Raw genomic sequence first — 15,180 nt, 5'->3', positions numbered from 1 at the left:
ATTCTAAACCACTAATTCCCGATTCTAAATATTTTTTCGCTCAAAAAGATATTAGACTTGGATTAAGATTATTTTCAAGTGAAATTTTAACAATTGGTTCACCAGCTAAAAATCTTTTAACTATGTTTAATCTTTGATCTATAGTTCACTTTTTATTTCGTGTTTTTTTCTTAAGACCTTCAACTCCTAATTTGTCATAAATTTTTTCTCAAAAATTTACTTGATTTAAAAAATTTTCTGATTTGTATTAGCAAAATCAGGCTTTTTAATTTTAATTCCTTTTTTGTATTTTTTTTACACATTCTAATTTAAATTCTAATGAATATTTCATAAAAAATCCCCTTTTCTATTTTTCTAAGAAAAGGGGATCTACTCAATTTACCTGTTTTTTTATATTTTGAAATTTGAACTTTTATAAACTTGAATTAGAGTCTTACTCTTTGTAATTTAATCCAAGAGCATTCAAGATTACTTGTAGCACAAAGTTAAATGGTTTGTTGTAGTGAGGTAAGAAATAGAAATCTGAAAGAGCTATTTCTGGTAATGTCATTTTCTTTTGAATTGCTAATGCCAAGAAGAAAATTACCTCTGTATGATTAAAACTTCTTCCATATGAACCAATTTGAGCACCTAATAATCTTTTGGATTCTTTTTCATATGTTATTTTAATTCAAACTTTTGATTTATGTTGCATAAATTCTGGACGATCTCAGTCTTCTAAATATTCTGCAGCATGTTCATCAATATGTGGGTTATTTTTGCATCCATTTGATGAGAATCCTGTTGATGCAAAATTAAATCCAAATACTGAAATTGCGTTTGTACCTACATAACCTGGGAATGGTAATACTTCTTCACCTTTTGCTAAGTGGAATGCTGCCACTATTCCTGATTTAACTGCATTTGTAGCTAAAGCAATGTGAGCGTGTGAATCAGTTGCATTATGTCACATTGAAGCTGAATCACCAATTACATAAACATCTTTATCAACTGTTGATCTTTGGAATTCATCTACTAAAACAGCACCATTTGGTAATTTTTCTAAACCTTCTAAAATTTGAGTATTTGGTCTAAATCCAATAGCTAAAATCACTAAATCAGCTTCATATGTGTGTTTATCTGTTTGAACACCTGAAACTCTAACACCATCTTCGGTTAAGAATTTTTCAACTTTTTCTCCAAAGTTTAATTCAATTCCGTGATTTCTAATTGCATATTCCATTTTTGAAGTAAATTCTTCATCAAAATAGTTAGGAATAATTCTGGATTGCATATCAATTAGAGTAACTTTTTTACCATATTTGTGGAAAGCTTCTAGTAATTCAATACCAATGTAACCACCACCAATAATAATAACGTTTTGTAAAGTTGGGTCTAGTGCTTTTGCTTTAATTTCTTTTGCATGTGTGTAAGTTTTAGAAATTAAAACATTTTCTAAATTAACACCTTCAAATGGTGGAACAATTGGTCATGTTCCTCCAGCAAAAACTAATTTATCATATGTGTCTTTAAATTCTTCACCTGTTCTTAGATTTTTAACCACTACGTATTTTTCTTCACGGTTAATTTCAACAACATCGTGTTCTAGGTGGACTGAAATTCCTAAAGATTTTAATTCTTCAACATTTGAATAAAATAATCCACTTGGATCTTCAAATTCTTGCCCTACTCAAAGAGCAATTCCACATCCTAAGAAAGAAATATCTGTGTTTCTGTCGTAAGTTACTAATTCAGCTGTAGGATTTAATTTTCTAAATGTTCTTAAAAATGAGGTACCTGCGTGATTTGTACCTACTGAAATAATTTTCATGTACTTTCCTTTGAAATTTTAATATTAAAATTGAATTTATACCCTTAAATTATATGTTTTTTATTCCTTTTTTCTAAATATTTTTGTCTATTTTTAGTAAAAAACTTTGAAGGAATTTGAATAATTTTATTAATTCTGCCATCTTTTACTAATTGAGTTCTAAATTCTTGAATTTCTTTATTGTTTTCCATAAAAATTAAATGGCCTGTAACTTCATCAAAAGTAAATCAATTTTTATCAAAAGCAGTGTGTAAATCAGGAGATAAAACTAAGCAATTTTCATAATCTTCTATAGCAAATAAAAGCTTTTGATATTCGTTTTGGTTATTGGATTGTTTATCAATTTTAATTAATTCTCTTTTAATTTCTGAAACTGGTCAAATATGAGCTTTTTCTTTAGGAAGAAAATCAAAAAGCATATTTTGTTGTTTTGCAATATTTTGTTGAAATTTTTGCCGACTGTTTTTGATATCTTTTTCTATATTTTTTATTGAAATTAATTCCTTTAATTCCTTAAGTTTTTTCTTGCCTAAATCTTTTCTTTCATAGAAATTTTTATTATGGTTAGAAAGATATTGAATTATTTTTAAAATTTTGAAAAATTTTGAATCTTGTTGGGTCGCTTTTTGTACAAATAATTGAAAATAATTTTGTTTTTTGCTTGTATCATTAAAAATTTGTTCTCTTAAGTCTTCAATTTCAACAATTGGGTAAAAAAAATTAGTAAAAAATATAGCAAAATTATTTTTAAAATAAACGTCTTCTTTTTCTAAAATTATTGGAGCATTGTTTGGAGACATAAGTTCTCCTGAAGGATTTGAACCTCTAGTTAAAGCAATAATGTTTTTGATTGTACTTTCATAATCATATTTTAGAAAATGATTTAGTTTTTTAAGCTGATCTTGACTTAAGTTCACTAAATGATGATCAATTTTTGAAGCTCGTGGTTTTTGTTGTAAGCCTAATAAAGAAAAAACTTTTTCTCTCTTTTTAAAATTTGTATTCATACTTTTAAATCAGCTTTGGGTTGTTAGTATATCTATTTCACACATTTCTAATTCATAATGAAAATAATGAATTACCAAAGATGAATAATCATATATAAATTTAATTTTTCCTTTAAATTTAGCAGCAAATTTGTCTTCTTTTTTAAAGTTATTTGAAACAATATTAATTTCATCTCAGTAAATGTTTTTATTTATGGCCATTAAAATTCCTCTTTGATTTCTAGAATTAAATTTTTAAAAATATATTCAAGAACTTCAACTGAAATAGAATTTCCAGCCATAAATATGATTTTGTTTTCTGAGACTAAATTAGTTTCTAAAATTTTATCTACATCTTTCGAAGAAAAACCCATATATTTAAAGGATTCATAAGCATTAATATATCTAAAAATATCTTTGTTTTTGAAGTAAAATTTCAATCTTGAATTTGCTCCAGAAGCAGTTAAAGTAGGTCCAAAACCTTTGTTGTTATAAATATAATTTTCTGAATTAAAATTGGATCAATTTTTTATAAAAGCTTTAGAAATGTTGTTAGTTGTTGTTTTAAACTCAGTAATTCCTTTTTCTTTTATTTTAGAAGTAAGTTCTAGAATTTGAGCAGTTGGTTGAAAATTTGATTCTAAAATTCTACTTAAATCATTATTGTGCTTTATTTTTAAAGGTCATTTAAAAGGCTTGTTATTTAATTTAGAAACCATAAATACTCTTTCTCTGTTTTGAGAAGAACCAAAATCTGTTGAATTCAAAACTTTCCAACTCGAGTTATATCCTAAAGTTTCTAAAAATTTAATTCAATCTTCAAATTGAGACATAAATTTTTTATTTGTTAATGATTTAACATTTTCCATCAATAAAGTTTTGGGTAATCTGTCTTGATTTTGCTTTAAAATCCTTTTTACTTGAAGCAATAAACCACTTCTTGTATTATCTTGAATTCCTAATTGATTTCCTTGTTGCGAAAGATCTTGACAAGGAAATGAATAAGTAAAAATATCTATGTCTTTGGGTATAATCTGAACTTTGTTAATATCAGTGTAGAATTTCTTGTCTTGGTTTGGGTTAGTTATTGTATTAATAAAGGGAAGAAGATATTGATAATAATTGTTTAATTTTTCTTCATTTTGCTTCATAAAATAGTTTTTAGAAACAGGTGATTTACTGTCTTTAGATAAAGTTAAAGACTGAAGTTGGCTTAACATTAATTCTCTAGAAACATTTACTTTTTTTGATTTATATAAATGAATTTTCTGATAACTTATAATTGCATCAAGATATCACTCAATAAGACCTAGTGATTCTACTTCTATATCCAAACTTTTTTCAATATTTTTTAAAGCTTTAAATTGTGATCCTATACCTGCAAATACTTCAAAAACTTTTATTTTTTTATTCATTTAGCGTCCATTTTAAAAATTTAATATACGCTAAGTATATATATATATATATATATATAGCAAGCAAAAAGTACTACTTTATTGTAAAAAAGCTTCATTTTAGAAGAAAAAATAAGAGAAATTATCTCTGTAAAATAAAAATTTTAGTAAGAATTTAAAATTCATTTATAATTTAAAATCACTAATTAGGGAGGGAAAAATGGCAAAAGTAGTTATTGGAATGTCAGGAGGAGTTGACTCTTCAGTTGCAGCATATTTATTAAAACAACAAGGATATGAAGTCATTGGTGTTTTTATGCGTAATTGAGATTCAACACTAAACAATGACATTAAAGGAAATGATTCTTATAATAATTTTATTTGTCCTCAAGAAAAAGATTGACAAGATGCACAAGAAGTGTGTAAAAAACTAAATATTCCTATTTACAGAGTAGATTTTATTAAAGAATATTGAGAAGAAGTTTTTGAAGATTTTATTGAAAAATATAAAAGCGGTAAAACTCCAAATCCAGATATTTTATGCAACAAAAATATTAAATTTAAGCATTTTTTAGACTATGCATTAAAAACTTTTAATGCAGATTTTATTGCTATGGGACACTATGCAAAAACTGAAAATGGAAAGCTTTTTAAAGCAAAAGACTTGACAAAAGATCAAAGTTATTTCCTTGCTCAATTAAACAATTATCAACTAAGCAAAACAATTTTTCCTCTAGCTAATATAACAAAAACTGAAGTTAGAAAAATAGCAACTGAACTTGATTTAATAACTCAAAACAAAAAAGATTCAACAGGGATTTGCTTCATAGGAGAAAGAAAATTTACTGATTTTTTACAAAACTATATTCCTGCTCAACCTGGTGATATTGTGGATATTTCAAAAAATAAAAAAATAGGAAAACACATAGGAATTATGTACTTTACTTTGGGCCAAAGAAAGGGTTTAGGTCTTAACGGAATGGATCAGCCTTATTTTGTAGTTGGGCACAATTTAGAACAAAAAATCCTTTATGTTGCGCCACAAAACCAAGAACAATGATTAATTTCTGATAAAGCAGATGGTATAAATTTAAACCTAATTGAAACAAATTTTGATCCAAATAAACTCTCTGTTAAATTTAGATACAGACAAGAAGATATTCCTGCTAAAATTCAAATCCTAGATAATGCTAAAATTGTTGTTGAATATCCTCAAGGTTTTAAAGCTGTAACCCCAGGGCAAGAAGTTGTGATTTATCAAGAAGATAAATGTATTGGAGCTGCAACAATTGATAAAATTTACTTCAAAAACAAAGTGTTAAATTACGTATAAAATTATTAGCACTTTAAACTCTTTTGTGCTAAAATTTCTTTCTATGAGTAAAAAAGATTATTATGAAGTATTAGGAATTAGTAAATCCGCAACAGAAGCTGAGATTAAAAAAGCATATCGTAGTTTAGCAATGAAATATCACCCTGATAAAAATAAGGAAAAAGATGCTGAAGCTAAATTTAAAGAAATAAATGAAGCTTACGAAATCCTTTCTGATAAAGATAAAAGAGCTAAATATGATCAATTCGGGCATTCTGCTTTTGATCCAAACAGTGGATTCGGTGGTGGTAGCTACTCTCAGGGATTTAGTGGTTTTTCAGACTTTTTTAGTGATATGTTTTCAGATTTTGGTTCGGGTTTTGGCTTTAATAATTCTTCAAGACAAACAAACAGACCAATAAAAGGAAGCAATTATCAAGCAAATGTAACTATTAGTTTTATAGAATCTATTTTAGGAAAAACAATCAAACAAGATTTAGATAAATATGAAACTTGTCCAACTTGTGATGGATTAGGTGCTGAATCCAAAAATGATTTATTAGAATGTTCTAATTGTCACGGCTCTGGATTTGTTGAAGAATATGTTTCACTAGGTGCATTTGGAAAAATGAAAAACACAACAGTGTGTTCAAAATGTGCTGGTCAAGGAAAAATAATTACTAAAAAATGTTCACAATGTAAAGGTCAAAAAATTGTTAAAGTAACAAAAAATATTGATATCGCGATTCCAGCCGGGATTAGAAATGGTGATAGTATGACATTAACAGGTTTTGGTGGACCAGGACAAAACAAAGGACCAAGTGGTGATTTATATATAAAAATTAATGTAACAAATCACAAACACTACACAAGAGCTGGGAATGACATTCACTTAACATTACCTGTTTCTGTTGTTGATATAATTCAAGAAAACGCAGTCGAAGTTCCAACTCCTTATGGCATGGAAACTATTAGTCTAAAAAATAATAACAAATCAGGAGATGTAATTACTATTTATCATAAAGGAGCAAAAGATCCTAGAAATAAAAATATTATTGGGGACTTTAAAGTTCATTTAGAATTATATGTTCCTGAATTATCCAGATCAGAGAAAAAAGATCTTAGTCAAATTTTCAAATCAGTTAAAGATAAAACAAAAGCAAAATGGCTTAAAGATTTTTAATAAATTAAAACAAAAAACCGGATTTTATCCGGTTTTTTGTTTTAAAAAGTTTTTTTATTTGTGGTGTAATATAAATTCAACTAATGTTTTAACCATAACACCTGTTGGATTTTTATCCACATTTGCTGTTCCTGCAATATCTAAGTGAATTAAAGGTAAGTTTTCTCTAAATTCTGCAACAAACATAGCAGCTGAAGAAGAACCAGCTTTTCCTGAATAATCAGCGTTTACTATATCTGCAACTGGTGAAGAATTATTTCCTTTAGCAAATTCAGCATGTAATGGCATTCTTCAAACTAATTCATCTGCTAATTCAGCAGCTTTTCTAAATTCTTTTCAGAATGAATCATCTGTAGCAAAAGTGCCTGTAAATGTTGATCCTAAAGCAATGGACATAGCACCTGTTAATGTTGCGATTGTGAATAATTTATTAGCTTTTAATTCTCTAATTGCATATGTTAAAGCATCACCTAAAATTAGTCTTCCCTCAGCATCAGTGTTTGTTATTTCTACTGATTTTCCATTCATAGATTTTCAAACATTATCTGGTAAATTAGCATCTCCATTTACTCTATTATCTGTTAAAGGTAAAACTGCAACTACATTTACTTTTGGTGAAAATTTAACGATTGTGTCAATAGCTGATGCAGCAATAATTGCACCTGACATATCGTATTTCATACCTCTCATAAACATACCTGTTTTAATGTTGTATCCACCTGAGTCAAAAGTGATTCCTTTACCTACGAGTGCAATTTTTTCTTCTGAATCAGGATTTCCATTATACTCAACAGTTACTAATCTTGGTTGATAAACTGAACCTTTGTTAACAGCTAATAATAAATTCATTCCTAAATTTTGAATTTGTGTTTTTCCTAAAACTCTAATTTTTAAATTTGCATTTGTACTTAATTTTTCTACAATTTTATCTGCTAAGAATTCTGAATTACAAATATTTGGAGGTGTATTTTGGAAAAGACGAGCAAAATTTACAGCATTTGCTATTGTTTCTGCTTTATTAATAAAATCTTGAAAATCTTCTAATCTTGAAGAAACTAATGTTAAATCTTTAATTTTTGCTCTTGTTTTTTCTTTATCACTTCTTTGTGAATAAACATCAGCATTTAAATAAATATATCTATCAACTAATTTTTCTACAAATTCTCTTTGTGCTTTTGCTGATAAAAATTCAAAAAATGCATCTAAATCTACTTCTAATTCTCTTGGATACTTAGCTAAAAGTGAAGCAATTTTTTTCATTTCTTCTAGAGAAAGTTCTTTAGCTTCATCTAAATAAAGTAATACTTCTCTTTCTGTTAAAAATTCTGTAGTTGCAAATTTTTCTTTTTGTAAAAATTCTCTTTCATTAGTATTAAAAGCCGGTCTTAATACTAATGAATTTTCTGAAAACATTTGTGAATATTTAATCATTTTCATCCTTCTTTTATGTTGTTAATATTAATTTTAGATAGATCTTTTAATTATAAAACATTTTAAAATTTTGCTTCTAAATAGTTTATATTTTTATCTTTTTGGCTTCATTTTATTTCATAATCAGTAAAGATATTATCTTCATTTTTTGCATCTGCATGAAGATTTGTGGTTTTGTATAAAATTTGTGCACCAAATTCAGTTAATGACTCAAGGGAATACTCAAAAAAACCATCATTATCTGTTTTTAGTTTTAAAATTCCTTCTTTTGAAAGTAAATTTTTATAAATTACTAAAAAATCTTTATATGTTAAACGTCGTTTTAGATGTCGTTTTTTAGGTCATGGATCAGAAAATGTTAATCAAATTAAATCTGTTGTTCCACTTATTTTTTCTAAAATGTCTTTAACATCTGAACAAATAATAAAAAAATTAGTTAAATTATATTTTTTAGCTTTTTTAATCGCTTTAACAGCTGCTGAATCAAATTTTTCAATTCCTAAAAATTTTTTATCAGGATTTAATCTCGCTAGTTCAACTAACATATCTCCTTTTCCCATTCCAATTTCAACTATTCAATTAGCATCTATTTGAAGTGGAAAATTTTCTATTAAAAAATTCGACTGTCTCAATTGTTCTAATGCATCAGGAATTTTTTTAAGTCTCATTTATATCCTCCTTAGTAAAAAAATAAAGCAAATTTTCATCTGCTTTATTTTAATTATTTATTATTTTTATTCCTCTCTTAAATGAGTTGGAGGAAAGTGAACTTTACATTTACTATTGTGAATACGAGTAATTCTATGAGGATCTGTATCTTCTAGTAAATGATCTTCTTCTATTAATAATGCAGGTTGGTCAAATGGTTGGTGAACTGTGTCCTCTGCTGTTTCTTCAACTAATTCTTGAGGTTCAATTTCTTCAACTACTTTTTTTCTAGAAGATCAGAACTTAATTGCTGTACCTTCTGCATCCTTCATAGTACCTCTTCATATTTGAACTAGTAAAAAAAGTCATCAAACTAGTAATAATCCCATGAATACAAGAGCTACTATAATAACAACTCAAAAACCATCAGTTCCTCTTGATAATGCACCACTTTCTTTTACTGCAACTGCAACAATTATCATTAATATTGAAATCCAGAAAAGACCTGCTCTTACAATTCCTAGAAAGAAATTTTTTAAATAAAAATGACTGGCTCCTCAAGTAAAACCAAAAAATAATTCTTGTAAAAAAGTTTTCCTTTGAGTTTTCCCGTCATATCTAATTTTGTTTAACATGTTTGTATAAGTATTTCCTTAGTTTTTATTGATAATAATTATAACAGTTTTTTATCTTTTTTCTTTATTTTTAAAGATTAAATCAGAAAAAACAAAAGCTATAATATCTGTTTTTAGATTGTAATAAAATTTTGCATTATTTTCAATTAATTTTTCATTTTTTCCTTGATTTTCTTCATTAGAAAAAATTTCTTTGGAAAAATTTTCTAAATTTAAATTTCTTTCTTGTCTGGTTCAGTTTTTGTTAGGAATTAAAATATAAGGTGATAAAAAAACAGAAGTATTTTTAATTTTATTTTTTAAATTATTATAAGTGTGTACAACATTAATAGTAAAAACAAAATTGTCTTGATTTTTGATTAAAATTTGATATTTTTTCGAATACTCATTTACTTCTGAAATTGGTTTGTCTAAATTATCTTCAATTTTTTTATAAACAATATCGAAAAAAACATTAGATTGTGGTCTATAAAAACTTGAATTTTCTGAATTTGATTTTCTAATAAAAGCAATTTGACTACTATCTTGATTATTGATATTTGGTATTTTCATAAAATAAATTTTGTTAACATAAAATAAAAATCAAAGTCAATTTTTGGAAAAAAGATTGGTTATTTTTTCCAAAGCAACTGAATAAGCATATGGAATGCCGTCAGAATCCATATTTGAATAATTATAATAATACAAATAACCTTTAATTAGTTTGGAGTACTCTTCTGAATCAAGAAATTTTTGTGAATTAATGTAACCTTCTTTTTCTGTTGTGTGAAGGAACACAAGATCTAACAAGTTTGAAATTACTTGATTATTTAAAAAAGTTTGTCATTCTTTTTCGTGTTGTTGTGCTGGTGTTAATTCTTCACTTTTATTGTGTTCAAGCGCAACCAAAGGTACATCAGATTTTGATTCTTGAGTAGAACAAGAAACTAAAATTAATGAAGGTAAAAATAATAATAAGAAACTTCATTTATTTTTTTTAATCATTGTATCCTCTGCGATTTACTAAAATTGTTCTACTAAAAAACTTCATTTTTGAAGCTAAATTTCTTTTTGAATTTGAAAATTATGATTTTCATATTTTAAAAAACTTTTGTCTTTTGCATCTAGAAAAGAATTAGATTTTGTAGGTAAAGACTTTAAATTTCTATTGGTTTGAAGAATTTCTGAAGAAATATTTCTAAAACTATATTTTTGAAAATCTCATTTGTTTTTTAAAAAATTTAAGCTCGAATTTAAAGAAATGTAATAATTATTTTTAAAAATATTATATTTAGATTCTTCATTAATAGATTGGATATTCAAATATTTATCATTGATTTGATCAACTGCTTGTTGAATTTTTTCTTTATAACTAGCTTGAATTTCTTTAATTTGTTTTTCAATTTCTTCTTCTGATTTTTGTTCTTTTTTTTCTAATTTATTGTTATTTTCTCTTAAAGCTTCAATTTCTTGTGCTTCACTAGCTTGAAAATTTGCATTAATTCTTTTTATTTCTTCTGACTTGCTTTTTAATGAGTAATTTAAAATTTTATTATGAATTTCATCTATAAAACTAACAATAAAATTTGGATTATCTTTATAAACTAAAAGATCAAAATCTAATCTGGCATAAATTTTTTGATCTTTTTCAAATGTTCAAAGTCTTAGAATTTTATTTTTATCAAAAATTAAATAATAAATATTTTGTGAATCTCAATAAGAATTTTCAGAAACAATTTGTTTTTTTATAAATAAAAATTTTTCACTTTCAATTTGTAAAAATGTTTGTGGTTGATTTTCAAAATCTTCTTTTTCTTCAGTATAAGGGGAATAAGAAAAAGAATATGGATTAAAAGCAAATTCAAATTCCTTAATATTGTTTAATATAAACAATCAATTATTTGTGAAATTGTTATAAATTGTATGTTTTGCATAACTTTTTAAATCTTGAGATTGGGTTGTATCAATTTTGAATAAACTTGGATTATAAAAAGAGAAAGAATATTTTAATTCTTCAAGTAGTTGGGTTGTATTTAAATTATTTTCTTGAAAAATATAAGCATCTTTTTGTTTGTCTCTTTCAATGTAAATATTGTTAAGAAGTTGAGTTATTGAACTATTTTCTTTTTTATAAACTTTATTTTCAGGTATATAAAAATTTGAAACCTCTGCACAAGAAATAAGCAAAAAACTAGAAGATAAAACTGGAAAAAACAATAAATAATTTTTAATTTTCTTCATCATTTGCAATTTCCTGCTCATATTTTAAAATATTTTTGTTTATAAAAAAGTGATCTAGTCTTTGTTCTTTCTTACCTGAATAAATGATTTTTCCTTCATTTATGAAGGTAACTGAGTCAACTAGTTCTTCCATTTCTTCTAAATTGTTTGTACTTATTAAAATTGTTTTACCTTGATGTTTTAACTGCTTTAGCATATAAACAACATCTAATTTACTTGTGTAATCCAAACGAGATAATGGTTCATCTAAAATCACAAAACTTGGATTGTGGATCAAAGCTTGAATTAATGAAATCTTTCTTTTTTGTCCTGGTGAAAAATAATAAGGTTTTTGCTGTTTTAAATGCTCTATTTTAAAAATTGCTAAAAACTTATCTATTCTTTTCTCTATAGTTTCTATAGGTAAATTTGAAATTTTTCCTAATAATAGTAAGTATTTATGCGTGCTCATTTCTCTAGGAAAATCAAGCACATCAGGAACATATCCAATGTGTTTTTTTGAGTTTGCAAGACGTGAATTTACATTATTAATAAAAATTTCTCCTGTGTAATTTGTATAAGAATCTACAATTGCTTTAATAATTGAGCTTTTTCCTGATCCATTATCACCAATTAGTGCATGAATTTCGTTATGAGCTACTAAAAAATTAATTTTATTTACTATAGCTTTTTTTAGTTTTAAATTAACTTTCAAATTCTTAACTTTTAACATTCATTTGGATTTCATTATCTATAATCCTTTTTATTGTGTAAAGAATATAAAGAAAATAACATTATCGCACTAATTAAAATTCATTCAAGCACAAATGTATTTTTCTTTACAACATGAGTTTTAACAGTTACTTGATACACTTCTTCAACTGGTTGGAATAAAAAGTTATTGGAATCACTTAAATGATATCTATAAATTGTTTTGTTGTTGATTTCTCTTTGTTCTGCCACATAAGAAGCATAACCACCAATGAAATAATCTTGATTATCTATACTAATTGAAAATTTCTCTGGTTTGTAACTTCCGTCTTCATTTTTTAATAATGTATTAAAAATTGGTGATTGATTATTGTTAAAAAATAGATAATAAATTAAAGCTGTTGCAATATAAATATTTTTTTCTAAATTACTTTTTATTTTAGAAGTGTCTAAAAAAGAATTTAAAACTACAGTGTTATTATCAGTTAAATTTTTAAATTGATTTTCTTCATTTTGCTTTATAAATGAAGATATTTTCTCTAAATATTGTTGTTTACTTAAATGAGTATTTAATGAACTATAAAACAATTTTGCTTGAATTAAAAAGGTCTTAGATTCTAAAATTTGCTTTAAATATTCTCATTTGATTTTACCCACTAAATTATTAGGAACACCAAAAATTTGATCATCTTCTTTAAATGGAAAATTGAAATTAGATGCGTTTTTATTTGCATAAATAATGTCTTTATTTTGTTGATTATCAAAAACAGTGTTATTTTTTAAAGAACCAGGAACTAAATAATATTTTTTAGTTGGATTATCTAATGTTAAATTATAAGTGGGTAATGACACAAAATGGTTGACTTCGTAGCTATTTTCTGCTGATTCTAAACCATGATAATAAATATAACTTCCTAAATCTGAAGTTTCTTTATTTGGTTTTTGTCGTAACAATCCTTGATTACTGTAATTAAAAACATTAATAAATTGATACGGTAGTGATAAATAAGAAATAGCTTGTCAAAGTTGTGAAGAAGATGATGATTTATTTCAAGCATCAGAAAGAAAATTTGCTTGTTTTTGGCTTATTTTTGTATTGGAAACATTTTTTGGAATTAAATAAAAAGTATCTTCATTGTTATTTAAATAAAACTTTTCTAAATCTAAAATTGTTTGTGAATCAGTTTTAGAATCTGGAAGATTTAAGTAATGAGCATAATTTAAATTACTTGGAGTTGCAAACACAGAAGTAGCTGTGCCCAAAAAAAGTAAAGGTGTAAAAAGTGCGATTGGTGTTGTTATTGATAATTTAAAATTAAATCTTGAAGCTAAAAGTCCTGAAATAGAACCAAAAATCAAAAAAGCAAAAAGGGGTGAAAAGAAATCTCAACCTGATCAAGCTTTAATTTGTTCAATATTTACTATATTAAAAACATAAAAAATTCAGTTGCAACCCATAAAAATTAAAGATCACGTGATTGCTAAAAGAATACAAAACAAAATCTTAGTTGCATTAATATGTTTTCTTGAGTATGGTTTTGTAAATAAAATAGTATCTAATCCATCTCTGTATAAATCATAAAAAACATTTAAAAACTTACAAGAACCAAAAACAACTGTAAAAAGAAGATTAATTAAAAAAAATACAAAACTAAAAATTAAAAAATTATCTTGAGTTGCAAAAGAAAACGAAATAAGTGAAAAAATAAAGCTTCACACTATCATTATGGCTGGTAGAATATAAGTTGTTTTTCTAGAAAAAACATATTGAATTAATGAGTTTAAGTATAAATTTTTAAATATTGATAAATTAAATGGAATTTTCATAAGAAAATGGTTAAATTTCGCTTTCTAATTAAACTTTTTTTATTTGTTTCTTTATTATAACAAATAAGAATTTAAAATAATATAGTTTTGATTATAATTATTAATTAATTTAATATAGAAAAGATGAATATGAAAATAGCAATTGTAGGGGCCGACAAGGTTTGTGTAGGTTTAGTAAATAATCTCATTCTTTCAAATGATCATTATGAGATTCTAATTATTGATAAATTTGAAGGGCCAAGAGATGGAAATGTACTTGATTTTGAAGACTTTTCTGGTTTTGCAAGCACTAAATTTAGTATAAAAGCAGCTAGTTATGCAGAGTTAAAAGATGTTGATTTATTAATTATTGGAGCAAAAGCTAGAGCTGTGCCAGGGCAACTAGAACATGAGTTTTATGAAGAAAATTCAAGGATAATTTATGAAATTGCTTATTTTGTAAAACAATCTGGTTTTCTTGGATTAACAATTTTATTAACTCAACCAAATGCTGCATTAGCAAAATTATATGCTGAAGCTACTGAATTTGAAGCTGAAAAAATTATTGGTTTTGGAACTATGCTTGAAAACTTGAGATTGCATAAACTCTTAAAGGATAAAATCGAACATTACGAATTTGATGCATCTGTTTTAGGTGATAAAAGTGATAATTTTGCTAATTTTGATGAAATAAAAGAAAAATACAAAATTTCTGATCAAGATTTTTTAGCTAATTGTTTAAATTCAACAAACAAAAAAGATTTAGATGTTTTTGTTAAAAAAGGGCGAGCACATTTTGCTGCTTCTTTTATTTTATTTAAGCTTATAAACAGTATTTATCATAAAAAAGAATTTTTCTTTACTGCTAATGTTTTTGTTAAAAAATACTATGAATTTGAAGATAATTTTCTTTCCGTACCTGCAGTGATTAATCTTCACGGAGTTAAGAAAGTAAAGAACTTAATTTTATCTAAAGAAGAACAACAACAACAATTAATTTCCTACCAACACAGACTTAATTATTTATATAATAAAATTAAGAAAATTCAGTTTTAAATAATTAAA

The 15,180-nt window shown here is 25.5% G+C and carries 13 protein-coding genes and 1 pseudogene; 3 read left to right on the top strand and 11 right to left on the bottom strand.

Going from position 1 to position 15,180, the window contains the following annotated elements; translation table 4 throughout:
- From F801_RS04205 to dcm_N, 4 genes and pseudogenes are all read right to left on the bottom strand, one after another.
- Positions 1–331: pseudogene (locus F801_RS04205) on the bottom strand (helix-turn-helix domain-containing protein); the annotation flags it as partial.
- Between the two features lie 102 nt (positions 332–433).
- Positions 434–1,810, bottom strand: a complete 1,377-nt coding sequence (locus F801_RS0100550; protein ID WP_013301874.1) for an FAD-dependent oxidoreductase — start codon at positions 1,808–1,810, stop codon at positions 434–436.
- Positions 1,811–1,854: 44 nt separating this feature from the next.
- Positions 1,855–3,018 (bottom strand): MAG4270 family putative restriction endonuclease, encoded by a 1,164-nt coding sequence (locus F801_RS0100545; protein ID WP_013301873.1) that lies wholly within the window; start codon positions 3,016–3,018, stop codon positions 1,855–1,857.
- Entirely contained in the window at positions 3,018–4,211 is a 1,194-nt protein-coding gene (gene dcm_N, locus F801_RS04200; protein ID WP_020104478.1) for a DNA (cytosine-5-)-methyltransferase N-terminal subunit, read from the bottom strand. The genes F801_RS0100545 and dcm_N overlap by 1 nt, the downstream gene beginning before the upstream one ends.
- 184 nt (positions 4,212–4,395) lie before the next feature.
- Here dcm_N and mnmA point away from each other — a divergent pair, with 184 nt between their 5' ends.
- Both mnmA and dnaJ read left to right on the top strand, forming a co-directional pair.
- On the top strand, positions 4,396–5,523 hold the full coding sequence (gene mnmA / locus F801_RS0100535; RefSeq protein ID WP_276211256.1) for a tRNA 2-thiouridine(34) synthase MnmA: 1,128 nt from the start codon (positions 4,396–4,398) through the stop codon (positions 5,521–5,523).
- A 43-nt stretch (positions 5,524–5,566) separates the two neighbouring features.
- On the top strand, positions 5,567–6,685 hold the full coding sequence (gene dnaJ, locus F801_RS0100530; RefSeq protein ID WP_014335331.1) for a molecular chaperone DnaJ: 1,119 nt from the start codon (positions 5,567–5,569) through the stop codon (positions 6,683–6,685).
- A gap of 54 nt (positions 6,686–6,739) precedes the next feature.
- On the opposite strand, the gene F801_RS0100525 is transcribed toward dnaJ, so the two are convergent.
- The 7 genes from F801_RS0100525 to F801_RS0100495 all read right to left on the bottom strand — a co-directional run bounded on the left by F801_RS0100525 (position 6,740) and on the right by F801_RS0100495 (position 14,136).
- Entirely contained in the window at positions 6,740–8,116 is a 1,377-nt protein-coding gene (locus tag F801_RS0100525) for a leucyl aminopeptidase family protein (protein WP_015083981.1), read from the bottom strand.
- A gap of 62 nt (positions 8,117–8,178) precedes the next feature.
- Positions 8,179–8,784, bottom strand: coding sequence for a tRNA (guanosine(46)-N7)-methyltransferase TrmB (gene trmB / locus F801_RS0100520; RefSeq protein WP_013301868.1), 606 nt, complete (start codon positions 8,782–8,784; stop codon positions 8,179–8,181).
- A gap of 66 nt (positions 8,785–8,850) precedes the next feature.
- Positions 8,851–9,399 (bottom strand): hypothetical protein, encoded by a 549-nt coding sequence (locus F801_RS0100515; protein WP_020104476.1) that lies wholly within the window; start codon positions 9,397–9,399, stop codon positions 8,851–8,853.
- Between the two features lie 51 nt (positions 9,400–9,450).
- Complete coding sequence (locus F801_RS0100510) at positions 9,451–10,383, bottom strand: aromatic motif membrane protein (protein ID WP_013301866.1); 933 nt, start codon at positions 10,381–10,383, stop codon at positions 9,451–9,453.
- Between the two features lie 54 nt (positions 10,384–10,437).
- Positions 10,438–11,622: an aromatic motif membrane protein gene (locus F801_RS03985; RefSeq protein WP_020104475.1), complete on the bottom strand. Its 1,185-nt coding sequence runs from the start codon at positions 11,620–11,622 to the stop codon at positions 10,438–10,440.
- Positions 11,606–12,346 carry an ABC transporter ATP-binding protein gene (locus F801_RS0100500; protein WP_014335326.1) on the bottom strand — a complete coding sequence of 247 codons (741 nt, stop codon included), beginning with the start codon at positions 12,344–12,346 and terminating at the stop codon, positions 11,606–11,608. The genes F801_RS03985 and F801_RS0100500 overlap by 17 nt, the downstream gene beginning before the upstream one ends.
- The gene (locus F801_RS0100495) at positions 12,346–14,136 is read right to left on the bottom strand and encodes an ABC transporter permease (protein ID WP_015083976.1); all 1,791 of its coding nucleotides are present in this window, start codon (positions 14,134–14,136) and stop codon (positions 12,346–12,348) included. Before F801_RS0100495 ends, F801_RS0100500 begins: the two co-directional genes overlap by 1 nt.
- A 129-nt stretch (positions 14,137–14,265) precedes the next feature.
- On the opposite strand from F801_RS0100495, the gene F801_RS0100490 reads away from it, so the two are divergent.
- A complete protein-coding gene (locus tag F801_RS0100490) occupies positions 14,266–15,171 on the top strand; it encodes a lactate/malate family dehydrogenase (protein WP_020104474.1) in 906 nt (301 codons plus the stop codon).
- Positions 15,172–15,180 lie beyond the last annotated feature (9 nt).

This window comes from Mesomycoplasma hyorhinis ATCC 17981 (genome assembly GCF_000383515.1).
Classification (GTDB): domain Bacteria; phylum Bacillota_I; class Bacilli_A; order Mycoplasmatales; family Metamycoplasmataceae; genus Mesomycoplasma; species Mesomycoplasma hyorhinis.
Note: the sequence above shows the minus strand (reverse complement) of the source record. Positions and strands in the feature narration are given on the sequence as shown.